Raw genomic sequence first — 24,379 nt, 5'->3', positions numbered from 1 at the left:
AACTCAATCGTACATCTGCAATAGGCGACCGCATTGCCATAAGCCTATTTTGAATCCCAAATATATGCATCCTTTTTAGCGCGACAATAATATATGGTGCTTTTTTTCAGAATCAAACTATAGATAAAATTTATCAAGAAATCGAATATTATTCAGTTTTGACTATTAGCGGCATTTAGCGTATAATAGCACTCATTTCAAAAAATTATTAATCTTGTCATTTAAGGGATACATTTGTATACTAAAGATGACGTTATGACTAAGATACAATCGCAAAAAAAATTAAAGCATGAGCAGGTACAGTATATCGAGTTTCTCTCAACTGATATTAATCGAGCCAAAAAATTTTACACAGATAGTTTCCGTTGGAAATTTACGGATTACGGACCGGGATACACCGCTTTCGAAGGCGACTATGTTGATGGCGGCTTTACTTCCGGCGAGCCAATTAACGGAAGTATTTTAATCGTTCTTTATTCGGAAGATATTGAAACAAGCAAGCGTAAGGTGATAAGTGCCGGAGGTGTTCTTGTGAAGGATATCTTTAACTTTCCAGGGGGTAAGCGCTTTCATCACGGACCCCGATGGTTACGAGCTAGCGGTGTGGTCAGAATAATCCTATTTAAGCGAGTTTGTTCGAAAATCTGCGTATCATTCGTTTTCTCAATGTATCACTTTTTATTATAAAAGGTTTTTAAGGCGAAGATATTGCAGTAATATAATCGTTTTGCCGTCCTTAATTTCGCCGGTTTCCATCATACGGAGGGCATCGTCAAAAAAGAGTTCCAATACTTCAATGTTTTCTCCTTCGTATTCCAAGCCACCTCCAGCTGTGATTTTCATTTCATTCGTGTATTCTGCTATAAAAAAATATAGCATCTCCGTTACGGAGCCCGGCGACATGTAAGCCTCCAATACTTTGGTGATATTTGTAACCTTATAGCCCGTTTCCTCTTCCGTTTCTCGGCGTATACAATCTATTGCATTATCCTTATCCAATAAACCTGCACAGGCTTCAATTAACATGCCGGTTTCGTTGCCGTTTATAAAGGTTGGTAATCGAAACTGCCGAGTTAGAATGATCGTTTTTTGCTCTTTATTATAGAGTAAAATGGTGGCACCATTTCCTCTATCGTAAGCTTCTCTTGTCTGAACCTGTTTTTTCCCGTCGCCTTTTAGGTACTCGTAGGTAATTTTCTTCAAAATATACCAATTATCAGACAAGATTTCTGTCTTTAGGATTTTCACATTACTCTGCATCGGGAACATCTTCGATATGATAGTAGATCTTTAATCCTCTTTCTTTTGCAATTCGCACATCTTCATCTGCGCCTTTGGATGCCCCTTCTATCCGAAGTACGGCATCACATTTTTCAAGTAGGCGATGAGCCACCGGATATTGCACCTCCTCCCATGCTTCGTCGCCCGGTTTTGTAGAGCCTGCAAGATGGATAAGAGGGAGTGCGACCCATTCGCCAATGATAGGGACATGGCCTTTTCTAAAGAGTGGTAAAGCGACCGATTCAAGTTTATTTAAATTTTGCCGCATTAAGTTTACATCATCGTTAGTTCCGCTTCGGTAAGGACCTGCAATAAGTATGAACATAGTTTTTTATTTTGTTACAAAAAAACTGAACGGACGTAAGAAAAAAAATAATGTAGTTTAAGAAATCCTTTTTGTTCTTTTATTTCTTCGCAGCATACTCAAAAATTCCGGTGTGATACCTAGGTAGGAAGCAATCTGCTTTTGTTTAACCTGTTTTACTATCTCGGGATACTTGCTTAAGAAAAGATTATATCGTTCATTAGCCGGGAGCGAGAGGTTTTGAATAACGCGAAGCTGTTCTCTGATGTATGCATTCTGCATTATTATTCTGAAAAACCTTTCGAACTTTGGAATTTTGATGTACAATTTATCCAGATCGGCTTTTAACAATTGCAGCACAACGCTATCTTCTATTGCTTCAATATTGAGCATGGCGGGCTGTTCATTTACGAAACAAAACATATCGGTAACCCACCAATCTGTGATAGCAAACATAATGGTTGATTCTTTCCCAGTTTTATCTCTGTAGTATGCTCGCAAAGCACCCGATTTAACGAAGCTGATCTCTTTACATACCTGCCCGTCTTTTAAGATCATGGCTCTTTTGGAAACTTTCTTTTCTTTCAGGAGCGAGGTAAAGTAGGAAATTTCATCCGTATCCAGTGAAATGTGTTTGTTTATGTTTTTCAAGACTACATCGTAGGCCATGGGCGCGTCTCTTAAAATGAAAGCACAATATCTAAATTATTTTTCATTGTTCTCAAGAAGACCTAAAATTAGTAAGGTTCCAAACGATCTTTGTAACAGTGCTTCAGGGATGATATCGATTTCGTATTGATGGTATCTGATGGTAATTTCTTCGGAAGTATGATTCAGGTAATGACGGAATGGTAAGCGTATCGGTGATTATGTGGTCCGATCTAATGGAATCGGACCACATGAAATAAGTCCGCAGGGTCCTATTTTTTTGTTTTTGCTGAGGCTACGGCTTCGCGAAGTGACTTACCGGGTCTAAATTTAGGGACCTTGGTAGCCTTTATTTTAATGACGGCTCCAGTGTTGGGGTTACGTCCACTACGGGCGGCACGCTGGCCCACTGTAAAGGTTCCGAAGCCTATCAACGACACGCTCTCGCCTTTTTTCAAGGTTGTAGTAACCGAATTAGTGATACTGCTCAGCGCTTTTTCTGCCTGAACTTTTGTAATGCCCGCATCTGCGGCAATCTTTGTGATAAGATCAGCTTTGTTCATTGTAATAGAGTTAAGTTTACAAATCGGCAAACCAATAGACCTAATACCCATTGGTTTTATATGCCATAAATATAACTTTTTTATCTACTGTCTCCAAAAGATATATTAGCTAGCGAGCGTCTTTTGTTGAATTATCTATGATATTTTCAATATTATGCAGGTTGTTGATACGCATTATCGAAATTTTGAAACGCATTGCCTTTGTGGATAAAATCGATTTTCCTTTTTTTGTATAAACCCATTATAAATGATTCACATGCGCAGCTGCCTAATTATTAGCCTCCTCTTAGTCTATTATACAAACACGTTGTTGGCTCAAACACCAACCGTAAGCCGCCAAAAATTCGACAAAAAAGCCGGCGCGGATTTAAACTACCGCAATGATATATTGGAAATAAAATGGCCTGCCGGGGATAACCGCTATGGCCAGGTTGAACTTAATATGCAAGCAGGGAAACCCTTGTTCAGTCGTATTTTGCTGACGAAAGGCAAAGTGAGCAAACTTATCTCATCGAATCTGGATCCATCTTTTCTTCTGACTATCGGTAAACGGGATTTAGTCTCGCAGAATGGCTGGAATATCTTTTTTGATAAAGTTCCCCAAAAGCCTTATAACACGCATGAAGTAAAACTAGAAAAATCCGACGCGACGGTGGAAACCATCGGTAGTCGCACCGTAGTAAAAATCTCTTCGCTTAAGGCCGATCGCTTTAGCGGCGACCTTGAGATTACTTTTTATAATGGCAGCCCGCTTTTTAATGTTGCCGCTGTCATGTCTACAAATGCAGATTCTTCTGCCATTGTTTATGACGCCGGTTTGGTAAGTCGTGAGCCGGAATGGAAAAGTATATCCTGGATTAACACAGCGGATAGCCTGCAAACTACGGATATGATTGCTACGGATACTTCCAAAAACGTGGCGGTTAAATATCGCAGCATTGCCGCAAAGGGAAAAGAGGGTATTTTGACGCTGTTTCCTGCTCCACATCAATACTTTTATCCATTGGATGAGGCCTTCAACTTGAAATTTACCTGGTATGGAAACAACTATCGGAAAATGGTTGATGGATATGGCATCGGAATCCGACAAGACCTACAGGGAGATAAGCGATTTGTTCCCTGGTTCAATGCTCCTCCGGGGACCAAACAGCGCCTGAACTTTTTTTGCATGTTGAGTACGGAAGATGAAGACAATGCCTTCGCTGCCATAAAAAAATTCACGCACAATGATGCCTATGTAAAACTTCCCGGATATAAAACCATGTCCAGCCATTTTCATAATGAATTCATCATGAATGTTGTACTGGCAAACAAACCCATTCCGGAAGTCCCTGACTTTGTCACCGTGTTTAAACGAATGGGAGTTGACATGGTGCACTTAGCAGAGTTTCACTATACCGCGCACCCTAAAGGACCTGATGAACAACGGTTAAAAGAGCTGCATGCTCTTTTTGAACAATGTAAACGCTTATCAGATGATCGCTTTCTTCTGCTCCCCGGCGAAGAGCCCAATGAGTTCTTTGGAGGCCACTGGCTTGCTCTCTTCCCCAAACCGGTTTATTGGATTATGTCTCGTGAAAACGGAGCGGCCTATTCAGAAAACCACCCTTCCTATGGGAAAATATACCATATTGGAGACAAGAAAGACATGTTGAAGCTTCTCGAGCAAGAGCAGGGCCTTGCATGGACCGCTCATGCACGCACTAAAGGTTCGGTAAACACACCCGATCTTTATAAAAATGAGGACTTTTTTAAATCGGATCGCTTTATGGGTGCCGCCTGGAAGCCTATGCCCGCCGATTTATCTTCGCCAAGATTAGGCAAACGCGTGCTTGATTTAATGGATGATATGAATAACTGGGGCTTAAAAAAAACCGTTATTGCTGAAGCCGATCTTTTTACGATAACGCCCGCAAACGAGATGTATGCTCACATGAATGTGAATTATTTGATGCTCGACTCGCTACCTAAGTTTACCGATAGTTGGGATCCCATACTCAACAGTATGCAAAAGGGCCGATTTTTCACTACAACCGGCGAGGTATTGATGCCACGCTTAACCATCAACGGTAAACATTCGGGTGAAACTATAACGCTCGATAATTCAGGAATGGCCACCATTGAACTGGCACTAAATTGGACTTTTCCCATGAATTTTGTAGAAGTTATCTCCGGCGATGGACAGCAGGTATACCGGGAAAGGATCGACTTAACTAAAACAGAAGCCTTTGGTTCGCAGGTGCTCCGGTTTAAGACCAAGCTTGAGAAACGCGCATGGGTACGCCTTGAAGCTTGGGATGTTGCCGCTAATGGAGCCTTTAGCCAGTCGTTTTACATAGCGGAGTAATCCGGTAAATGACGGCAGTTTCATCGGGCGCTCCCTATAAATTTATAGTTAAAACTCACTCGCCGTAAGCCTTTCTGTCCGATGAGCAGAACGCATTTTCTAAAGAACGGGAGATTATTACCTGTGTAGACATCTTTACTTAACAGCTCTCCATCGTCGATTGCCCCTGACCGGTATTGCTTGCCCATTGGCAATGCAGTTGGCATCATCCCCTCTTTCCATTTTGAAACTTTCTTTTTTTACTCATCACACTAAAGAAAAAAATGCGGTACGTAAATCCAAGTTCCCCTTATTATCGTAAGTCTCTTTAAACAATTGCAAACGCTAAATAAATTATCTATGAATGATTATTATTTAAAGGAAAAAGAAACTTTGTATAGTACAGAGAACTTAACTACTTCGTCATTAAAAAGACGTTCCTTTTTGAAATATGCCAGCGCCAGTATGGCCGTTACAGCAATAGCCGTTACAGGCTGTAACAAAGACGATGATGACTTCCCGGGAATGGATGAAGGTGTGTATTTGGGAAAAGGAGATATTGCCATTTTAAACTATGCTTATGCATTAGAACAATTAGAGGCAGCTTTTTATACGAAGGTTGCGGAAACACCTTATAGTGGTATTTCGGAGCTGGAAAAAAATTTACTGACCGACATCCGCGACCATGAAATTGCGCATCGCGAGTTTTTCAAAGCGGCTTTGCAAGCGAACGCTATTCAGGATTTAGAAGTTGATTTTTCATCCATTAACTTTGGCAGTAGGGATAGTGTACTGGCCACAGCGAAAGTGTTCGAAGACCTGGGTGTATCGGCTTACAATGGAGCAGGACAATTGATTGAGAAAGGAGAATATTTACTATTGGCAGGCAAAATCGTCTCGGTGGAGGCAAGGCACGCTGCCTTAATTCGTGATCTAATTCAAAACGGAAGTTTTGCAGGTAGCGATGTAGTGGATATGAATGGGCTTGAAAAATCGTTAAGCCCGACAAAGGTATTAACAGCTGCCGCCCCTTTTATTAAAACAAAAATAAACGCAAGAGATTTACCCACTTATTAACTTGACTATTATGAATCTTTTTGAAATAATTAAGCAAATTGAAAATGTGGATGCTGAAATCCACGAGCGATTGAATCCACGTCGGGCCGCGATCAGAGCCCTCAGCACTTTCAGTGCAAAGGTAGCATTGGCGGGTATACCGCTGGCAGTGAGTACCATGTTTAAAAAAGCATATGGACAAACAATTCCACAGAAAATAGTAGACGTTCTAAATTTTGCCTTAACCCTTGAGTATTTAGAAGCCGAATTTTACACGAAGGGCCTTGCTGCCGGCGGATTAATCCCTAATGCAACGGCCAGAGGTGCTATAACGGTTATCAAAGACCATGAAGACCAGCATGTAGCATTTCTTAAAAGCGCGTTAGGGTCAGCCGCAGTGTCAAAACCGACATTCGATTTTACTGCCGGTGGTGCGTTTTCCGATGTGTTTACAAATTATGATACATTTCTCGCTGTTGCCAACGCCTTCGAGGATACGGGTGTAAGGGCTTATAAGGGTCAAGCAGGTAATTTAATGGAAAACGATGATATTCTTCGTTACGCTTTAAATATACATTCGGTGGAGGCCAGGCATGCATCGCATATCAGACAAATGCGCAGAGCGAGAGGGGGTGCTGCAGCAAATCTCAAGCCATGGATCACCGGGGCTAACGACACAGGCGTTGGTGCGGTGGATCCGATTTATGCGGGCGAAGACAATAAAGTACAGGCAGGTGCCGATATTACGACATTGAATGGTGTGGGAGGAAAAATCAGTATAAACGCTGCAACGGAAGCTTTTGACGAAGCTCTTTCAAAAGAAGCGGTGCTTCAAATTGCCGGGCTTTTTATTGTGAATTAACCTTAAACAAAGGGGATGTTATGTGTAGAGGGGGAAGTGTCCAAAAGGGCACTTCTTCTTTCTTTTACTTCAGTGCTTTTTCATAATTTCAATATCGAAAAAGTCATGATCGTTCATTAGCGCCCGAAGGTTGGAACTGCTTATTTATTCAACGGTCTCCTGTGGAAAAAATTGAAATAGACGGACAAAATTGCGACTAGGCCAAAACATACGCCTGTTGTTATATCTATGAATTCAGCATTTGTACTGCGATCGAAAAGTTTGTCGCACACATACTTAATAAATGAATTGGGCAAGTTACGTTCGCCCAACTTATCCTTCACCTGCCATTGCCAATCTGTTATGGGACAATAGCCAAATCCGAACCAGAACCCTAACACCAACCATGAGCATGCCGTTAAACACACCATATAAAAGTGAAGTTTCCGCGTTACTTCCCATATCCAACCGAAGAGATTAAAAACTATTATTAAGATGTGGATGATTGTAAAAAGCAGATCAAGTAGATGGAACAGATTACTTTGCATAAGCAGGAAGGCGTTGAAGTGCCCTTGAACTGCAAAGCCCCCAAAAAGTCAGACGCTTTATGGGGGACTTTATCACACTATTTTTTCTCTGCAATTTTTTGGATATGATCTAAGTGCGTGCGCAGCACGGGGAGTGTTTTATCAATAAACTGCTTCATCTCCGGATCCTGCACCCTGTTGGAAGCTTCTTCAAAAAGTGTCACATCTTTTTTGTGATCCGCCAACATTTCTTCCACATAAGCTTTATCGAAATCGGCACCTGTCTTTGCGGAGATTTCCTGCATCTTCTTTTGCTTCTCCTCTGCAGGCGCTGCGGGAAGCGCAATGTTCTTCTTTGCAGCGAGCGCCTTTAACTCTTCATTGGCTTTTGAATGATCTTTCACCATCATAGCCCCAAACTCCTTAACTTTTGCGTCCGACGCTTTCTGCTCGGCTAGTTTCCCCAATTCTACCTCAGCAAGACCACCGCTTGCCGCTTCGGTAGCAAATTTCGCATCCTCTGTTTGCGCGGCAGTCGTATCGGTGGACATTGTCGACGTGTCTGCCATGGATTCGTTAATACTGTCGGCGGTTTCTTTTGCATCCTTGTTGGAAGCATTACCGCAACTACTAAGGGCCAGTATAATACCGGCCGCCCATAAAATTAACCTATTTTTCATAAGATAGCTATTTGTTTACACTAGAACAGTGTGTACAGGGAAAATGTTCTGGATTTTTTACTAGTTTTGATACGGGATTTCAAAGAAAAAAGTTGCACCCTGTCCCGGAACGCTTTCTACGCCTAGTATGCCATTATGTTTTTTAATAATTTCGGAGACAATATATAGACCGAGTCCAATGCCTGATATATTGTCGTTTCCCTTATTAGTTACCCGAAAAAAACGATTAAATATTTTTGACTGGTCTTCAGCCGCAATACCAACTCCGTAATCTTGTACACTTACTTTGACGCCGTAGCCTACATCTATCGCTTTTATATGTACTGCCTTACCTTCAGGAGAATACTTAACCGCATTTGAAATTAAATTAGTCAGCACTTGATTGATCCGATTTTTATCTGCGATCAGGTGCGGAATCTTCTCTTTATGAAAAATCAGTTTGTGATCGATACTGATGGGCTGTAAATCTTGAATACAGTCATCGATCAATTCATTCAAGTCTATATCGCCTAGTTGCAGCATCAAGTGCCCGCCGGAAATATTAGAAGTATCAAGCAACAGGTACACAAGGTTTGTTAACCGATCTACCTGCTTGCTTAGTTTATTGATAAAAGAAGCAGGTGTATCGTCTGTCGTACTTTTTTTTAATAACTGAGTATAAGCCTTTATACTAGTAAGCGGTGTCTTTAATTCATGGCTAGCCACACCTATAAAATCGTCTTTCATTTTCTCGACTGCTTTTTGTCTGGTAACATCGACTGACACTACCACCGCAGACTCCGGCTTCCCATCCGAATTAAAAATTGGTGATACGTGATTATTGACCCAAATCAAGGATCCATTTTTACAAATTAGTCTTTTCTCAATCTCATAAGGAGTACCCTCTGCTACCATTCTACTGAAGAGAAGATTATTGCGTTCCAAATCTTCAGGATACATCAAATCAAGCACCGTTAATTTCATCATTTCTGAAGGACTATAACCCAGCATTTTGCAAAACTGATCATTTGTAAAAACAACTTCGCCTCGAAAATTCAGCCGAAGGATTCCTACGATGCTTTGATTAACGATTGCCCGATAACTCTCTTCCGATTTTCGCAGCGCCTCCTCTGCCCGTAGTCTTTCATATCGATTCCAAAAGCGATTTGCCAATTCGTTGCCCAGTTTAATTTCAGTATCTAGCCATTTACGGGGTTTACTATCGTACAGATTAACCATACACAGCCACCGGCCGTTACGGATCAGCGGAATGCTGATGAAAGAGGCAATACCGCGCATGGCATATCGTTCAAAGCCGGGATGGGCTGAGCCTTTTAAATCTTCTACAATAAAGTTTTTGCCTGCTCGCATGGCCTGTTCCCAACCAGGCGAAATATAGTCTGCAATAGCATACACACCTTTTATCGAATGAAAGCCCTTTCTATGCCACTCATGTACAACGGTTGCCTGTTGCTCTGACTGGTCAATTTCTGCAAATGCACAAAAGCCGAGGTTTAAGTAATTCCCCAATCTTTCACAAAAGATTGCAAGGGCTACCTCCGCACTATCGGCACGGGAAAGTTGCTCTCCCATACCGGCAAGCTCGGCCAAATCCAAATCTTCACGCCTTTGAGCGGTGATATCTTTAAAAAGGATGGCCACCTGATTGTCTGCCGGTTCTCCCACTCGAAAGGCGTATACGTCGTAAATGCGATCCAATTGACTTGCGACCATTTGGAAGCGCTCCGGTTTGCCGGTCAATGCGATGCGACCATAGACTTCAAACCACAGGTTTTCATGCAATGGAGCGATATCCCGCATTCGTCGCCCTTCAGCATCGACAATTCCTGTCAGTTGCTCGAATGGTTCATTAACTTCTATGAATCGATAGTCGACCGGACGCTCTTGGCGATCAAAAATCACTTCAATTATGCAAAAGCCCTCATCTATGGAATTAAAAAGATTATAGTAGGTTTCGTCCGATAATTTGAACCGCCTTTGGGTTGATAAGCTACTTGATGTAGCGTTGCCACGACGCACAGATGAGTGCCCCTGCCTACTTCGGTCTTCAGATTTGCCGTATGTGCCATGCTCCGTTTTCTCTTTATCTTCCATAATAAGTATAGCCGGTAATTTTCAGGTAGAGCCCTCAAAATTAACTCGTAGCTAAATGTTCTTATACAACAATTCAAGCAAGCTAATGTTCTTTTGTCCTCAACTAAATAAACTTAAAGACGAAATTGACGGACGCCTTCATGAGGCTTCGGATTTAGCCATAAATGTTTCCGGCACAACGAAATTTAATAGTCTCACCTAGGCGTTTCGTCCGCTATTTGTGCATTTCGTAGAAAATAAAAGGAAGAACGAATCACCGAAACTATTTTTGACTGTTAACATTTTTCAATATGGATAAAAAGACGAAAAACATTGCCTGGATCATTGCTATCGCTATGATCATCGCCGTACTCTATACGGAGTCCTCTTGCCAATCCGGCCTTAGTAAGAATCATTTTGACAACAATGACACCCATACCCTAGACGGTTCTTTTACTGATAAATATTGGGTGCTCACTGATTTTAAAGCCGAGCCGGGGATCGATTGGGATATAGATGGCGAAATCGAGACGGATATTTTGGCAAAGCTTGATCCCTGTGATAAAGACGATGCCATTATATTCCGTAACGACAATAAAATATACCGACATCTTGGAAGTGACAAATGTGACGAAGAGGAGGAGGTCGAAAAAGAAAACGGCACCTGGAAATATATGCCTTCCACGAAAGAACTGACGATGACCGATGATCAACAAAAGGCACGGGTTTATGTTGTGGCCGCAACGAATGCGAACACCCTGGTACTTCACCATTATTTAGATGGCAGTGACGGACGCCATCTTCTAACCGCTACGTATAAAATCAAATAATCAGACTTTTGACATTGGGAAGGTAATTCCTTCCCACGCTCAATTCCACCCCATTATCCAATACGATAAAGGTTCTATGAATATCTTTATACAGCTCACGCACATGAGCCAAGTTGATAATTACCGACCGATGTATACGAAGAAACAGAGCAGGATCAAAGTGTTGAAGAATGGCGCCTATGCCAACGGAACTTATGTAAGTGTTAGCAGTAGTATATATCTCGGTATAGTCGCGATCAGCCTTCATGTAAACAATATCTACGACTCGGAGATTCACAAAGCGCCTTCTACTTTCTACCATCACATGGTCGGGATATTTTCCGTTACGCGATGAAAAATGCGAGACAAGATTTGGGAGGAGCTTAGGTATCGGTCCGATTCTGGTTATGGCGTCGTTGAACCGATCTTTGGTATAGGGTTTTAATAAATAGTCGATAGCATTTATCTCAAAGGCTTGGATAGCATATTGATCAAACGCCGTTGTAAAAATAACCTTCGGCACATGTTCCACCCGTTGCAGAACTTCAAAGCCATTTAATCCAGGCATTTGGATGTCCAGGAAAACCAGTTCTGGTTCCAACATATTAATATATTTTACCGCTTCGATACCATTATGGCATTCGCCCGCTAGCGAAAATCCGGCATGTTCTTTTAGGTATTGCTTAATGAGCAGCCTCGCATGCTCTTCGTCATCGACGATCAAAACAGATTGTTTGGACATAAAACCTAATGTATTATGTTAACATCAAATTTAGCATAATTTTCTACAAGCGGTAGCATCGTCTGTTTAATAACAAATGTGACCGACAAATCATATTTCCGATTTATTCTTAAATTGTACAATGATTTTTATTACAAGCGAAATGCAACGTAATCCATCCATATCCAATGCAACACGTCAGGAAATCCTGCTTTTTGTTTCATGTTTCCTTATAATGAGCATCCTTTATGCAACCCCAAGTCTCATAAATACCAGTGTGACAGCTCGCTATATCAAGGAATTATTAGTCGACTGTCTGTTTATGGCTATAGCCTGTTTACCTGTATGGTGGCTACATTTCCGAAGGCTAGCTCATTGGTCGTTAAAAAAAAGATTTTTCCTTCACCTATTTAGTGCGGTTTTGTATTATAGTATCTGGATGTTGTTATATCAGCTCTATAATCCGTTGGATGGAAAGCTACCTATGACCAATCAGCAGATATTGCAGAATTTAGGTCCGAATTTACTTTTTTATATCCAAGTATTCAGCATCCTCCACATGTATCATTTTTTCCGCGAGCGGGAAATGCAAGTCCGTCTTGAAAAGGAATTACGAGAACTTGCCTATCGCGGCGAGATTAACGCCTTGAAAGCGCAGATACAACCTCATTTCCTATTCAACACATTAAGCAGTATAAGCGCTTCACTGCCTCCGGAACAGGAAAAAACCAGGGTATTGATAGCTCGCTTAGCCGACACTTTTAGGTATGCACTGCTATCAACGAAAGAAGCATTTGTGCCACTTGCAAACGAGCTTAGTTTTATGGAAAAGTACCTTTCGCTCGAAAAAGTGCGATTTGGCAAACGTCTTCAGTACCGGATAAACATAGCCCCCAACGTTCCTCAAGTACAGATCCCTCCAATGTTGTTGCAGCCGCTGGTTGAGAATGCTGTAAAACATGGCATTGAACCGGCATTGGAGGGAGGAGAGATAGAGATCTCGTGTATAGTAAAGAGCAAAAAGGTTTGGATTAAGGTAAATAATACCGGCAGTGCATACCCCGGATCCCTCGAAGAACTCTTTCAGCGTAAGGGTGTTGGTATTTCAAACACAGCCAAAAGACTGGAGCGACATTATGGCGAAGAGCTAGCTGTTTCTCGTAACATTTCGCAAGGATTATGCTTTGAATTTTGCATTCCAATCCCGACTAACCAATAAAGATTTACTCCGCTTCAGTTATTTTCTGATTCTGTTAGTAGATTTCTCATGAACACGTTGAACAACCGCCTCAGCCAGTGCTGCCGGCTCTAAAACAGCAGAGGGATTATTATCCCTGATCACAGCCAATGGCATTTGAGGGAATTGCGAAGAAATGGGACTCTGACTCATGACCAGACCGCCTCGTTTTTCAACGGCAACGGCCCCTTTCAAGCCGTCATTGCCCCCACCTGATAAAATAATAGCAATGGCGCGTTCTCGAAACGTTTCGGCAAGAGAAAGAAGAAAGATGTCAACGGCCCTGTTAATGTCTGATTCCTTTGGCCGCGGCCTTTTCAACAGCTTTCCGTCAGCACATTCCAAATAACTATCTTCGGTAATAACATATATATTTCCCGATGCGAGCTGCACATCGTCCTTCACTGCGATAACTCGATAAGGCGTATAACGTGCTAAAATAGCACTCAAATTACTGACATACCCACGCGATAAATGAGTGATAGCAACAAAGGCAATATTAGGAAGAAAGGGCATTGATTCAAAAAAGGTCTGCATGGCCTGTATCCCTCCACTCGATCCGCCTATTCCTACAAGAAAGAAATCATTTGCTTCTGTCTTCATAACAGCATAGAACTCTCGTGTTTATAGCTTCTATGGAAAAGCGGGCTATCGGAACACGATGTTAGTAATCGCTAAGTACAAAGGACTTATATCCAAGCGTGCTCGTCCGTTTGCCCTTCTATTTCCCAAGGTTCCTTTTTTAACTTAGACTTAATGGCTTCTGTCAACTCGCTTTTCATATGGTTGAAATGTTCAATTTGATCTACCGCCTGCTTTCGAAAACCTTGCGCCAGGTTTTTCATTGAATTAGCTGATTTTTCTCTTGTATATTCACCTTTATCGGGTGCAAATAATATCCCAATAGCTATTCCAGCTCCCAAACCTGCTAAAAATGTAATTACTCTTCCAACGTCGTTCATATTTCTTGTATTATCAGCTCATTAAACTTGCGATGTTTTTTATAAGACAATATTCAGAAGCAAAAGTTTGGTTATTACCTCAACAACTCGCATATCGTCTTTAGAAGACAATATAAGAATTTACAAGCATGCAAGAAAAAAACAAGCAATCAACTGCGGAAAGGTTATTCAAGATCCGTTACAAATATTAGCCAGCTTAGCTTTGAAAAAAAAGTATGGTGTAAGAGACAATAATTTTAGGATCTGCTCGTTTTATTGTTTCGATAATTACTATAAATATACGCGGCATTTGGGGGAGCTAGGTCCAATGCAAAAGCAAAGATACCTATCCCCCAAATGACTGCACCAAAGAGCTTTGAACATCGACCTTCATTAGCAACCACCACATCATCCAAATAAAGAAAATTCATTAGGACATCAATCAGATCCGCTTTATTTCTATGATTAAGCCTCCAATCTTTCCATTATCTCTTTTGTATCTTTATAACGACTGGTATCGTACAGTACCCATTCGTGATTGCCACTAATCAGTGCTTTTATCGACTGGATGTAACGAGTTAGCTCACGATCCATTTCTTCACCAAATGAAGGAAGAGTACGTTCCAATTCCTGCAAGCGCATTAGATCAGCATCATGTATATGCAGGGATTCCTTTATTGCTTCTTTAAAGGATAACTTCTTTTCTTTTGCCAGGATGATCACTATATTTTCTGCTCCCTCTTTGTTGAGTTCTTTGCCCAGGGAATGAATATCATTAGCCCAGCTAGCCGTTCTAACTGCCATCAGCAGCATTTGTTGGACCACAGGATGCTGGTAGACATAGAAAGGAAAACTAAACTTGCTTGCCAAGGAGAGCAAGCAGCAACACACATTACCACCGGAAAAATAAGGCCTCATTTTCATATAATCCGCTAGACTTAGCCCCTTCTCCGTTTTAATCAGCTCCGCTTCCATTTGCCAAGACTTGAGCATTTTTAACATCTCTTCCACAAACCATCGCTGCCAATCTTGATCCGTATGTTGCTTTATTTGCTGCCAAAGATCACTAAAGCAAGCACCAAGGTTATTGCCGATACGCATCGGTACCGTTTTATGATGAATAAGAATGTCGATTACGTCATCCTTCAGGGATGTTAAAATTTTTTCGTTATGATTGCTTGGATTTACCATCATATCATCAGCAATGAAAAACAAAGCCGTCCAGCATCCTACCAGATACAAACCGGTTTTATCGGCGAAGGGAAAGGTTCTGGCAGCCCACCAAATATATTTTTCTTCTCTATAACGCTGAACCGATTCTTCCGTAGAAAGAAGTCCAAAGCTACTAATCCAGTTGAAAATTTCATCATGGGTTTCTTCGACAAAAGGCGAAATGCCAAAGGAGAATGGATAACGAATTTGACGAAAAATTTTTTCCATTTTGTTTTGTGTTTAGTATAATATCCAACAAGATTTTATTTTCGGAATGTCAATAACATTATTTATTTTTAAGCTTACTTGCAATCTGCCAATTATCGAACGACAGATGATAAAAAGAGAGCACCCTACGTATCACATTTTCAATCAGAATATCCGGACAAGACGCACCACTTGTTAAATGTATTACTACAGACTCCGACGGCAAATAGTCTTTCGTCAGCTTTAATTGCTGATGGTGAATATCCCAATGCTCTATCGCTGTCTTTGACAGTAAGCTTTCACTGGCGGAAATAAAATAAGTAGGCAGCTTTGCTTCGCATAATTCTACAAGATGAGATGTGTTAGAGCTGTTATACCCGCCTACTACAATTGCCAGATCGGCATCCAGCGAGAGCATTTCTGTTACGGCACTTTGGTTGTCATGCGTGGCATAACAGAGTGTATCCCGCATATTGGCAAAGTGATCCGTTATATGATCATCTGTCAACTGGTAATGTTCGACCATGGTCTGTTGCAAAAAATCAGCTATTTGCTGTGTTTCGTCAGCAAGTAAAGTAGTTTGATTTACTACACCGATTCTCTTTAGATCTTGCGTGATGTGAAAGCCTTCGGAATACCGTCCTTCAAATAGACTATAAAAATCAGCTGGGGGCCTTCGATTTCTGATGAAGTCGGCTAATAGTTCTGCTTCCTTTAGGTCTTTAATAACCATCGAAGCACCGACGCTTCTACTGTGCGAAAAAGTAGCTCTCGTTTCTTCATGGTCAGGTTTTCCATGCACAATCACGGTATAACCTTTATTCGCTATTTGAGATACTCTTGTCCACACTTTTTCGACAAATGGACATTTACTTCGGTAATATATCCGGTTGATTTCCTTCCGCTTTAGCATCTGCTCTACTTCTACCGTTGTGCCAAAGGCTGGCATAATGACTACATCCGCAGGCGTAATTTCTTCCCATGGGATAAGCTGTCTGCCATAGGTATCCATAATAAATTTAACGCCATTTTCCTGAAGGGCTTGGTTTACGTGTGGGTTATGGATAATCTCGCTCAATAGATAAATCCGCTTATGTGGGTTTTCCTGTATGGCAGTGTATGCGGTTTCAATGGCGTTCTCCACACCATAACAAAAACCGAAGTGACGTGCCAGGTTAATTCGAACTTTTCCAAAATCAAGAATAGAAGGGCTGAAATCCTTTTTTAGATGATCACGCTCCTGCCTGCTCTTTTTAATAGCCGTAACCATTTCACTTTTATATGCGGTTGGAATATCAAAGACTTTCATGTTTGACCAGCTTTTGTATGATCCGTTCTTGTTGAAGCATTTCTTTTACAACCGCTTTGATTCCATCTTTATCAAAGCCACATTCCTTATGCAATTCAGTTACTTTACCGTGTTCGACGATACGATCCGGAACGCCTAATATCCGTACGTCGGCGTGATAATTATTAATTGCCATAAATTCCAATACCGCACTTCCCAGCCCACCGATTATTGTACCATCCTCAACGGTAATCAGCTGTCGGTAATGCTGAAAAACATGATGCAAAAGATGCTTGTCAATCGGCTTCACAAATCGCATATCGAACAGTGCCACATTCACTCCATCCGCCTCCAATTCTTCACAGGCCTCCAGGGCGAAGTTCCCGGGGTGACCAAAGGAAAGGATGGCGAGGTCCCGCCCCTCACGAATTTTCCGACCGGTGCCGATCTTTATTTTTCGGAATGGAGTTCTCCAATTGGGCATTACTCCCTGTCCTCTCGGGTATCTGATCATAAAAGGCTGTGTGAGTCCGGAAAGTTGCGCAGTATACATCAGGTTTCGCAATTCAGATTCATTCATGGGAGCGCTGATAATTAGGCCCGGTAAGCATCGCGAATAGGAAATATCGTATATGCCATGATGGGTAGCGCCATCTTCCCCTACCAGTCCTCCTCTATCAAGGCAGAAAATAACCGGTAGCTGTTGCAACACGACGTCATGCACGAGCTGATCATAGCCTCTTTGCATGAAAGATGAGTAAATATTACAGAATACCGTCATTCCCTGCGTAGCTAGTCCAGCAGCTAAAGTTACCGCGTGTTGTTCACATATGCCTACGTCAAAGGTTCGTTCGGGCATCTTCTCCATCATAAATTTGAGAGAAGAACCGGACAGCATGGCAGGCGTAATACCTACAATTTTATCATTGCGCTCGGCGAGTTCGACCACGCTATGTCCAAACACATCTTGGTATTTGGGAGGTTGCGGTCCATCAATGATCGCTTTCTGTATCTTCCCCGTGACCTTATCAAAAAGTCCGGGAAAATGCCATAATGTTTTTTCCTGTTCTGCCGGTGCATAACCTTTACCCTTGGTTGTAATTACATGGAGTAATTTAGGGCCCGGAATATGGCGCATGTACTGCAATGTTTCCACTAATTTCAATACATCATGTCCGTCCAGTGGCCCAAAATAGCGCAAATTTAATGCCTCAAAAAAATTTGCTTGCTCGGATAGCATGCTCTTGATTCCTGACTTTGTTCTATGCAGCAGCTCTTTAGATCGTTCCCCGACCAGTGGTAACTTCGTGATTGTTTTTCCTACATTTTTACGGAACTTGTTATAAGTTCCGGTTAAGGTCAGGTGTGTCAGATAGTCTTTTAAGGCGCCCACATTCTGATCAATGGACATGCAATTATCATTTAGAATAACGATTAAGTTGGTATCTGACGCACCGGCATGATTGAGCGCTTCGAAAGCCATACCTGCCGTCATGGCACCGTCACCTATCACCGCAATGTGCTGCTTATCGTGCTGTCCACTAAGTTTGGCAGCGAGCGCCATACCGAGGGCGGCAGAAATAGACGTCGAAGAATGGCCTGTTCCAAATGCATCGTATACACTTTCCTCTCTGCGTGGAAAGCCACTGATGCCCTTATGTTTGCGATTGGTATGAAAAGTGTCACGTCTCCCCGTTAGGATTTTATGACCATAAGCTTGATGCCCTACATCCCAAATTAGCTGATCGTAGGGCGTATTCATAACATAATGCAGGGCAGCCGTTAGCTCAACCGTACCTAAACTGGCTCCGAAATGTCCTCCGTGCCTGCTTACAGTTTCGATTATGAATTCCCTTAGTTCGTCACATAACTGGGGAAGTTGCGACCTTTTCAACTTTTTAAGATCGGTGGGATTATTGATCTGGTCGAGCAAAGACAACTTGGTTTTCTTCATAACGGCGTACAATTTGACGGTGATTATATAATCGTAGATTTACCTATTTAAGACTGTCTTACTAATAAGGAATTCGCCAATTTCATCAGCTTTTCCTTTTTAAAAACAGGCACATCAATCTCTTCTAGATTACCGAAGGCAATTGCTGTATATGACTCGATCGCTTTGGTGGCCCATTGATCTACCTCCAATGCTTTATAACTGTTTATAACGGCTTGGACTTTATCTTGTCCCGTTTGTAAGAAAGCTTCCTTTAACATTATTTTCTGTTTGAAGTCGGCCACTTCAAAAGCTTTGACCAGCAACGCCGTTTTTTTGTTTTCCAAGATATCGCCCCCTACCTGTTTCCCGGTCCGGGCAGTCAAACCAAAGGTATCCAGATAGTCATCCTGTATCTGAAAAGCAATACCAATGTTCTTGCCGAATTCATACAAACTGATCTGTTGTTGCTCATTCGCACCACCCATAATAGCTCCGCACTGAGCTGCACAGCCCAACAGTACCGATGTCTTCCTGGTGATCATTTCCAGGTAATCGGCATAATGTACAGCGTCCATTTCCTTCTTTTCTAAATCGATATCCATCTGCTGTCCCTCGCAAACCTGTTTGGCCGTTTCTGAAAACAATTCGACAATATGCGTTCGGTGAATTAAGTCCACTTTGTTGAGTAACAAATAGCAATAAATAAATAACGTATCGCCAGCGAGGATGGCTGTACCTTCGTCATATTTTGTATGTAAGGTAGCGCGACCTCTGCGCAGGGGGGATCGATCCATGATATCATCATGAATGAGCGTAAAATTATGAAAGAGGTCGATTGCATGCGCTATTCTATAACTATCGGATCGAATAGGAGTAAATAATTCATTGGCCATCAAGCAGAGAGCGGGCCTTATCCTCTTACCGGGTAAATCCAAAAAATAATTGATAGATCCGTAAAGATTTGAGGGGGTAAGCGGGAACACTAACGAATCTCTTTTTTGCTGATAGAGGTCAGATATTGCTGAAAAAGAATGCATGGTATCTCATAATTTAGTGAAGAAAACCGACTCTCACGGAATTTACGGCCAATCAGAAATTATAATCCGTTTATTCTAAATTAACTAATTTTGCAGGAAGAATAAATGTTCAACTTGTTCAGTTTTTCTTTATTAAGAATCTAACACCAACAAAGTCGCTAACAAACAACGTGTTAAAAACACCACACAAACTTGCTTTACCAGCAAATAAAAAATTACCCAATTAATTTCGAACAGTTGCGCGTAAATTAATATAATATCAATATTAACTATAGCTTTCGATCATAACTAATACCGTACGGAAGACGCCTATTTACGATTGGTAACTTGGGTACTTTCGGCCAAACCATAGACAGTTCAACTGACAGCAGCATCAGATATCTCTAATTAATTAAGCGATCTTAGGATAAGCTCGAGACTAGAGATTTCCATAAGAGGCCCGTACACATATCCTACACGAATTAATAAGTTAATTAGTCATTCACAAAAAGGGCTTTACTTGTTCGTAGCTTTCTTTTTTGAGAGAAAGAACTCGTTGTTTGCTTTAACGACAAAAAAGCCGCCCGCAGTAGCCCAAAACCATTCTTGCATTGGATTTCAGAAAACCGAACATCTCTTGTAGGCTTTGGACTACCTACTTTTTAAGCAAACAATAGTATGGTGGTTATGTATTTTTAAATAAGTAAACGGTTTATGAAAGTGGAGTGGAGTAAATTGGTCCGACAGTTTACACTAGCAGGTCCTGAAAGCGACATAACTAATCAGCTTCGCTTGGCTTTAGAAAGTTCGGCACTAGTCGCACCGATGGATGATGTTTTGGTCTTCAGTTATACATTTGATATAAGTGAAACTTGTCGAGAAGCAACCGTATATTATTAACCTGAAGCTTTTGAAAAATGTTATTTTTATAAGTCCCAACGGTAGAGGTATGCAATTGCAGCTGTGCGGCAATATCGCTTAATCGAAGACCTTTGACCATCAATTTGCAGACCTCCAATTCACGGTTAGACAATAATTCAAATGGATTACTTTGTATCGATTTACCTTTTTTGAGCCGGCTTTCCCAAATCATATCTTTTATCGCCGTACTGATATATTGCTTACCAGCCGACACGTTGCCGATCGCTTTTCTAAGTTCTTGGTCATTTGCCGTTTTTTGTATAAATCCATGTGCTCCCTGATCTAGATATCGCAGGGCATACACATGTTCGTCAAAAGCGGTAAACATTAATACTTTAAGATAGGGCTTTTTTGTTCTCAACAGGGAAATCATATCAAGACCTTTGCCTCCCGGGATTTCGATATCCAAAATGGCCAAATCAATTGGATAGTGGTCAATCAGCTCAGTCGCTTTGCCCCATGTTTCGGCTTCGTGAATAACGGGATTTCCGAACATTTCCTTAATAATAAAAAGGACACCTAACCGGATAACACTGTGATCATCGACTAACAAGATATTCATTTTTATTCGTTATCGTTAAAACAATACTTACTTTAATTTATTGGTTTAGGTTGACCGGATCAGTAGTTTAACGAATAATAACTATATAATAATGCGTTGACTTATGTTGACATAGTTTATCTGTTGTGACGGTTAAACGAATGAATAGATTCAGTATTTTTCACGATTCGATATACCCTGATGATGGACTTTATCGCTTTTGCTTGAACCATGTTATAATTAAAGTTCCAATACAGTAAATTCAGTTCTTCTATTCAGTTGATGTTCTGCTTCTGAGCACTTGATGCCGTTAGCACAACGGTTTAATAACTTACTTTCACCGTATCCTTTAGCAATCATCCTATCTCTCGCAATTCCTCTGCTGACTAAATAGTCAACTGCAGCCTGTGCGCGTTTTTGAGAAAGCGTCATATTGTATTTATCCCTTCCTCTGCTATCTGTGTGGGATGAGAGCTCTATTTTTAGGGTCGGATTGTCTTTCATGATTTTTACGAGTCCGTCCAAAATAACCGCGGCATCTTTACGGATATTAAATTTATCAAAATCATAATAGATATTATCCAACCGGAAAGTCTTCCCTTGTTTTAACTGATCTAGGTATAAAGCAACTTTCACCGTATCGCCCGGATTTAATCCATTGGTATTAGTAAATGCCGAATCGGCAATGTAGCCAACTTTTTCGCCTAATACTTGATAAGCCTGCTCTACATCCACTTCAAATTCAAATCGACCTGCCGATTCGCTCGTTTTCTTAGCCAATAAGGTACCTTGTTCATCAAGCAAACTAACGTTTGCGTCAGCTAAAGGTTCTTCGGTCTCCTTGTCGTAAGTTACCCCGGCAAGCAGCACCGTAAATTTCGGTTTTAAATAAGTAAAAGAATATATATCATCACTACCCAAGCCTCCTTTTCTATTTGAAGACATAAAACCCGCCTCGGTGAGATTGGTAATATCGTTAACCGTGTAGGCAAAATCATCAGCAGGAGAATTAACAGGAAAACGCATATTAACCGCCTTAGACCAAGTTTCTTTAGTTCCCATTGCGGTAAAAACATCTAGATTCCCCATACCTGGCCAACCATTACTTGAGAAATACAGAACACCTTCCTTTGTTATACTGGGAAACATCTCGTCTCCGGCACTGTTGATCATCGGACCGGCATTCTTAGGTTCGCCCCACTCACCATTCAATAAGCGCTCACTATACCATATATCGGTTCCACCTTGTCCTCCCGGCATATCCGAGACGAAATATAATGTTTCACCGTCTTGGCTCAAGGCAGCGTGGCCTACTGAATATTCATTCACTCGATTGTAAGCAAAAGGGGTTTCGTTCCAAGTACCGTTATCATTTGTATAAATATATAATTCCAAATTTTTGGTACGGTATCTTTTTCTATCTTCTTTCTCCTTTTGCACCTCTTTTCCGGGATGAGTACGCGTTACATAAAGTGTCGTTCCTTCTTTATTAGACGCCACGGGCCCCACATGATAAGGTTCATTGTTAAATGACGCCTCTGCAATGTTTGATTCCTTCAGGATGTTTCCTTCGTTATGCTTCGCGCTATAAACTCTTAAAAAAGGATTACCCGTCCATCCGTAAACATTCTTGAACATAATAGCATCAGGTTCCCCAACATAATAAACTTTATCTCCAACGGTATATCCTCCAAATTCTGCCAAGGCTGTGTTTACAGAAGACTCGTTTCTTAACTTATGCGTAGTCGGTTGCTGCATCCAAACAATGGCAGAATCGCATCCCCTTATTTGTAAATCAATTTCATTCGTGCTGCCAGCTTTATCTGCATAGTCCTGAAAAGCCCTTTTTGCTTCGGCATATTTTGCATTGGCCTTTAGTACTTCAGCATATCGCAGTTTGTTAATCGGATTGCTTGTGCTATCTTCCAATACACGAACGTACCAATTCTCAGCCATTCCGTAATTATTCATCTTCCTATAGCAATCCGCCAAATTTTCCAAATCGCTTTGCCTCGGTTTTTTACTATCGACCAAGCGTTCATATAATTGAGCGGCCTTCGCGAATTGGTATTCATTATACAGTTGATTTGCCCGATCGCGCAGCGTAGGTTGTTCTTGTGCTTGTACCCCCGATCCTAAAAGGATGAGCACTAATAAATAGGGATATATGTATAATTTCTTCATTGGATTCTGCATTAGCTGATTAATTCGTTACCTGGCCTAAAAGAATCGTGGACTTATGAGTCTATAACCGCTTTGAGGAAAGGTTAAACCAATAGTGACCTCATGCGTTCCGTTTTGAACAGAGCTCAAACGGCTTAATATGTGGTCGTATGAATAACCAATTCGCAAACGTTCGGTGACGTAAAATTGCGCCACACCTGTAATTGCATTAGAGCTTCTCAGATTCTGCTGTCCGTTGGCGTATGATTTACCCATTTTTAATCCCATTCGATATCCCGCTCCCAACCACACTCGTTCCCCAAAGATAAACATGGCATTCAAATCAACATTTGTAGGTCCCTTAAAATCCTCCATAACCATTACACTTGGTCGAAGTTTCATATCTTCTGATAGATCAAACAGGGCCCCTCCTATCAAATACATATGACGCTTACGCTTTAAATTGGAAGTAGCATTCGCGTCCCAACGGAAAATATTATTGGATTGATCACCTGAAAGTAAGTCCATCATAGAAACACCTAAGTACCAACGAGGATTATAATAGTAAACGCCAAAACGTATGTCCGGAATCGTGTTACTGATTTTTCCCGGTGGAATTGTTGGATCGCCCGGATAAGTTGTTCTCAGTTCATTTCCATCCAGTCCGTATTGGGTAATACCTGCCCCGATTCCAAAACTTAGCCTTTGGGTATCTTCAGCATCTAAGCGCAAACGATAAGCATAATTGGCATAGACGGAAGTAGCACTTTGTGCCCCCAATTTATCTGCAGTAACCTGCAAACCTACCCCTGTATTCTTATTCATCCCCAACACGCCGTCTATTGATGCCTGTCCCGTTTTTGGCGCGCCGTCAATACCAGTCCACTGACTACGCAAAGCCATTTGCGCAAACCATTCCTCTTTGTAACCTGCATAAGCTGGGTTTACACTCAGTGAGTTAAAAATGTATTGCGTGAATTGGATATTTTGCTGCGCTTTGACCTCTCCCAAACCGAGTGCCAATGTCAGTACGATGACTAATCTCTTTATATTATGCTTATCCATAGCGTTTTATTTTCATTCGAGTC

23 protein-coding genes are annotated in these 24,379 nt (G+C 41.4%); 6 read left to right on the top strand and 17 right to left on the bottom strand.

Annotated elements, in window-relative coordinates:
- Positions 1-255 precede the first annotated feature (255 nt).
- A complete protein-coding gene (locus FKG96_RS07425; protein WP_242627201.1) occupies positions 256-687 on the top strand; it encodes a VOC family protein in 432 nt (143 codons plus the stop codon).
- On the opposite strand, the gene nudK is transcribed toward FKG96_RS07425, so the two are convergent.
- The 4 genes from nudK to FKG96_RS07405 all read right to left on the bottom strand — a co-directional run bounded on the left by nudK (position 682) and on the right by FKG96_RS07405 (position 2,796).
- Entirely contained in the window at positions 682-1,260 is a 579-nt protein-coding gene (nudK, locus tag FKG96_RS07420; RefSeq protein WP_130856262.1) for a GDP-mannose pyrophosphatase NudK, read from the bottom strand. The genes FKG96_RS07425 and nudK overlap by 6 nt on opposite strands.
- On the bottom strand, positions 1,250-1,606 hold the full coding sequence (locus FKG96_RS07415) for a DUF4406 domain-containing protein (RefSeq protein ID WP_130856261.1): 357 nt from the start codon (positions 1,604-1,606) through the stop codon (positions 1,250-1,252). The genes nudK and FKG96_RS07415 overlap by 11 nt, the downstream gene beginning before the upstream one ends.
- 57 nt (positions 1,607-1,663) lie before the next feature.
- Positions 1,664-2,254: a Crp/Fnr family transcriptional regulator gene (locus tag FKG96_RS07410; RefSeq protein ID WP_130856260.1), complete on the bottom strand. Its 591-nt coding sequence runs from the start codon at positions 2,252-2,254 to the stop codon at positions 1,664-1,666.
- 251 nt (positions 2,255-2,505) lie between these two features.
- Entirely contained in the window at positions 2,506-2,796 is a 291-nt protein-coding gene (locus FKG96_RS07405; RefSeq protein WP_041387273.1) for an HU family DNA-binding protein, read from the bottom strand.
- Between the two features lie 247 nt (positions 2,797-3,043).
- On the opposite strand from FKG96_RS07405, the gene FKG96_RS07400 reads away from it, so the two are divergent.
- From FKG96_RS07400 to FKG96_RS07390, 3 genes are all read left to right on the top strand, one after another.
- Positions 3,044-5,143 (top strand): hypothetical protein, encoded by a 2,100-nt coding sequence (locus FKG96_RS07400; RefSeq protein WP_242627199.1) that lies wholly within the window; start codon positions 3,044-3,046, stop codon positions 5,141-5,143.
- A 339-nt stretch (positions 5,144-5,482) separates the two neighbouring features.
- Positions 5,483-6,199: a ferritin-like domain-containing protein gene (locus FKG96_RS07395; protein WP_130856259.1), complete on the top strand. Its 717-nt coding sequence runs from the start codon at positions 5,483-5,485 to the stop codon at positions 6,197-6,199.
- Between the two features lie 10 nt (positions 6,200-6,209).
- Positions 6,210-7,040 (top strand): ferritin-like domain-containing protein, encoded by an 831-nt coding sequence (locus FKG96_RS07390; protein ID WP_130856258.1) that lies wholly within the window; start codon positions 6,210-6,212, stop codon positions 7,038-7,040.
- Between the two features lie 140 nt (positions 7,041-7,180).
- Here the strand turns inward: FKG96_RS07390 and FKG96_RS07385 are convergent, their stop codons facing one another.
- The 3 genes from FKG96_RS07385 to FKG96_RS07375 all read right to left on the bottom strand — a co-directional run bounded on the left by FKG96_RS07385 (position 7,181) and on the right by FKG96_RS07375 (position 10,320).
- Complete coding sequence (locus tag FKG96_RS07385; RefSeq protein WP_130856257.1) at positions 7,181-7,567, bottom strand: DUF2784 domain-containing protein; 387 nt, start codon at positions 7,565-7,567, stop codon at positions 7,181-7,183.
- Positions 7,568-7,644: 77 nt separating this feature from the next.
- On the bottom strand, positions 7,645-8,226 hold the full coding sequence (locus tag FKG96_RS07380; protein WP_130856256.1) for a DUF4142 domain-containing protein: 582 nt from the start codon (positions 8,224-8,226) through the stop codon (positions 7,645-7,647).
- Positions 8,227-8,286: 60 nt separating this feature from the next.
- Entirely contained in the window at positions 8,287-10,320 is a 2,034-nt protein-coding gene (locus FKG96_RS07375; RefSeq protein ID WP_130856255.1) for a PAS domain S-box protein, read from the bottom strand.
- 290 nt (positions 10,321-10,610) lie between these two features.
- Here FKG96_RS07375 and FKG96_RS07370 point away from each other — a divergent pair, with 290 nt between their 5' ends.
- On the top strand, positions 10,611-11,129 hold the full coding sequence (locus FKG96_RS07370; protein WP_130856254.1) for a lipocalin family protein: 519 nt from the start codon (positions 10,611-10,613) through the stop codon (positions 11,127-11,129).
- Here FKG96_RS07370 and FKG96_RS07365 read toward each other — a convergent pair.
- Positions 11,122-11,850: a LytTR family DNA-binding domain-containing protein gene (locus FKG96_RS07365; protein ID WP_130856253.1), complete on the bottom strand. Its 729-nt coding sequence runs from the start codon at positions 11,848-11,850 to the stop codon at positions 11,122-11,124. The two genes, FKG96_RS07370 and FKG96_RS07365, sit on opposite strands and share 8 nt — an antisense overlap.
- Before the next feature lie 121 nt (positions 11,851-11,971).
- Here FKG96_RS07365 and FKG96_RS07360 point away from each other — a divergent pair, with 121 nt between their 5' ends.
- A complete protein-coding gene (locus tag FKG96_RS07360; protein ID WP_242627198.1) occupies positions 11,972-13,048 on the top strand; it encodes a sensor histidine kinase in 1,077 nt (358 codons plus the stop codon).
- 18 nt (positions 13,049-13,066) lie between these two features.
- On the opposite strand, the gene FKG96_RS07355 is transcribed toward FKG96_RS07360, so the two are convergent.
- The 9 genes from FKG96_RS07355 to FKG96_RS07315 form a co-directional block, all read right to left on the bottom strand.
- Positions 13,067-13,669 carry a chemotaxis protein CheB gene (locus FKG96_RS07355; protein WP_130856252.1) on the bottom strand — a complete coding sequence of 201 codons (603 nt, stop codon included), beginning with the start codon at positions 13,667-13,669 and terminating at the stop codon, positions 13,067-13,069.
- A gap of 86 nt (positions 13,670-13,755) precedes the next feature.
- A complete protein-coding gene (locus tag FKG96_RS07350) occupies positions 13,756-14,028 on the bottom strand; it encodes a YtxH domain-containing protein (protein ID WP_130856251.1) in 273 nt (90 codons plus the stop codon).
- 444 nt (positions 14,029-14,472) lie between these two features.
- Positions 14,473-15,447 carry a hypothetical protein gene (locus FKG96_RS07345; RefSeq protein WP_130856250.1) on the bottom strand — a complete coding sequence of 325 codons (975 nt, stop codon included), beginning with the start codon at positions 15,445-15,447 and terminating at the stop codon, positions 14,473-14,475.
- A 58-nt stretch (positions 15,448-15,505) separates the two neighbouring features.
- On the bottom strand, positions 15,506-16,735 hold the full coding sequence (locus FKG96_RS07340; RefSeq protein ID WP_130856249.1) for a 4-hydroxy-3-methylbut-2-enyl diphosphate reductase: 1,230 nt from the start codon (positions 16,733-16,735) through the stop codon (positions 15,506-15,508).
- Positions 16,722-18,668 (bottom strand): 1-deoxy-D-xylulose-5-phosphate synthase, encoded by a 1,947-nt coding sequence (gene dxs, locus FKG96_RS07335; RefSeq protein WP_130856248.1) that lies wholly within the window; start codon positions 18,666-18,668, stop codon positions 16,722-16,724. The genes FKG96_RS07340 and dxs overlap by 14 nt, the downstream gene beginning before the upstream one ends.
- A 47-nt stretch (positions 18,669-18,715) precedes the next feature.
- On the bottom strand, positions 18,716-19,687 hold the full coding sequence (locus FKG96_RS07330; RefSeq protein ID WP_130856247.1) for a polyprenyl synthetase family protein: 972 nt from the start codon (positions 19,685-19,687) through the stop codon (positions 18,716-18,718).
- Between the two features lie 823 nt (positions 19,688-20,510).
- On the bottom strand, positions 20,511-21,149 hold the full coding sequence (locus FKG96_RS07325; protein ID WP_130856246.1) for a response regulator transcription factor: 639 nt from the start codon (positions 21,147-21,149) through the stop codon (positions 20,511-20,513).
- A gap of 219 nt (positions 21,150-21,368) precedes the next feature.
- Positions 21,369-23,312, bottom strand: a complete 1,944-nt coding sequence (locus FKG96_RS07320) for an OmpA family protein (protein WP_130856245.1) — start codon at positions 23,310-23,312, stop codon at positions 21,369-21,371.
- Between the two features lie 36 nt (positions 23,313-23,348).
- Entirely contained in the window at positions 23,349-24,356 is a 1,008-nt protein-coding gene (locus tag FKG96_RS07315) for a type IX secretion system membrane protein PorP/SprF (RefSeq protein WP_013665372.1), read from the bottom strand.
- Positions 24,357-24,379: the final 23 nt, after the last annotated feature.

It is taken from the genome of Olivibacter sp. LS-1, from assembly GCF_008245145.1.
In the GTDB taxonomy this organism is placed as follows: Bacteria; Bacteroidota; Bacteroidia; order Sphingobacteriales; family Sphingobacteriaceae; genus Olivibacter; species Olivibacter oleidegradans.
Note: the sequence above shows the minus strand (reverse complement) of the source record. Positions and strands in the feature narration are given on the sequence as shown.

Excerpts from the sequence above, each read along its gene's own strand:
- FKG96_RS07370 (WP_130856254.1), top strand. The coding sequence starts at position 10,611 with ATGGATAAAAAGACGAAAAACATTGCCTGGATCATTGCTATCGCTATG.
- FKG96_RS07390 (WP_130856258.1), top strand. The coding sequence starts at position 6,210 with ATGAATCTTTTTGAAATAATTAAGCAAATTGAAAATGTGGATGCTGAA.
- nudK (WP_130856262.1), bottom strand. The coding sequence starts at position 1,260 with ATGCAGAGTAATGTGAAAATCCTAAAGACAGAAATCTTGTCTGATAAT.
- FKG96_RS07380 (WP_130856256.1), bottom strand. The coding sequence starts at position 8,226 with ATGAAAAATAGGTTAATTTTATGGGCGGCCGGTATTATACTGGCCCTT.
- FKG96_RS07415 (WP_130856261.1), bottom strand. The coding sequence starts at position 1,606 with ATGTTCATACTTATTGCAGGTCCTTACCGAAGCGGAACTAACGATGAT.
- FKG96_RS07425 (WP_242627201.1), top strand. The coding sequence starts at position 256 with ATGACTAAGATACAATCGCAAAAAAAATTAAAGCATGAGCAGGTACAG.
- FKG96_RS07320 (WP_130856245.1), bottom strand. The coding sequence starts at position 23,312 with ATGAAGAAATTATACATATATCCCTATTTATTAGTGCTCATCCTTTTA.
- FKG96_RS07315 (WP_013665372.1), bottom strand. The coding sequence starts at position 24,356 with ATGGATAAGCATAATATAAAGAGATTAGTCATCGTACTGACATTGGCA.
- dxs (WP_130856248.1), bottom strand. The coding sequence starts at position 18,668 with ATGAAGAAAACCAAGTTGTCTTTGCTCGACCAGATCAATAATCCCACC.
- FKG96_RS07350 (WP_130856251.1), bottom strand. The coding sequence starts at position 14,028 with ATGAACGACGTTGGAAGAGTAATTACATTTTTAGCAGGTTTGGGAGCT.
- FKG96_RS07395 (WP_130856259.1), top strand. The coding sequence starts at position 5,483 with ATGAATGATTATTATTTAAAGGAAAAAGAAACTTTGTATAGTACAGAG.
- FKG96_RS07405 (WP_041387273.1), bottom strand. The coding sequence starts at position 2,796 with ATGAACAAAGCTGATCTTATCACAAAGATTGCCGCAGATGCGGGCATT.
- FKG96_RS07410 (WP_130856260.1), bottom strand. The coding sequence starts at position 2,254 with ATGGCCTACGATGTAGTCTTGAAAAACATAAACAAACACATTTCACTG.
- FKG96_RS07340 (WP_130856249.1), bottom strand. The coding sequence starts at position 16,735 with ATGAAAGTCTTTGATATTCCAACCGCATATAAAAGTGAAATGGTTACG.
- FKG96_RS07325 (WP_130856246.1), bottom strand. The coding sequence starts at position 21,149 with ATGAATATCTTGTTAGTCGATGATCACAGTGTTATCCGGTTAGGTGTC.
- FKG96_RS07385 (WP_130856257.1), bottom strand. The coding sequence starts at position 7,567 with ATGCAAAGTAATCTGTTCCATCTACTTGATCTGCTTTTTACAATCATC.
- FKG96_RS07375 (WP_130856255.1), bottom strand. The coding sequence starts at position 10,320 with ATGGAAGATAAAGAGAAAACGGAGCATGGCACATACGGCAAATCTGAA.
- FKG96_RS07330 (WP_130856247.1), bottom strand. The coding sequence starts at position 19,687 with ATGCATTCTTTTTCAGCAATATCTGACCTCTATCAGCAAAAAAGAGAT.
- FKG96_RS07355 (WP_130856252.1), bottom strand. The coding sequence starts at position 13,669 with ATGAAGACAGAAGCAAATGATTTCTTTCTTGTAGGAATAGGCGGATCG.
- FKG96_RS07365 (WP_130856253.1), bottom strand. The coding sequence starts at position 11,850 with ATGTCCAAACAATCTGTTTTGATCGTCGATGACGAAGAGCATGCGAGG.
- FKG96_RS07360 (WP_242627198.1), top strand. The coding sequence starts at position 11,972 with ATGATTTTTATTACAAGCGAAATGCAACGTAATCCATCCATATCCAAT.
- FKG96_RS07400 (WP_242627199.1), top strand. The coding sequence starts at position 3,044 with ATGATTCACATGCGCAGCTGCCTAATTATTAGCCTCCTCTTAGTCTAT.
- FKG96_RS07345 (WP_130856250.1), bottom strand. The coding sequence starts at position 15,447 with ATGGAAAAAATTTTTCGTCAAATTCGTTATCCATTCTCCTTTGGCATT.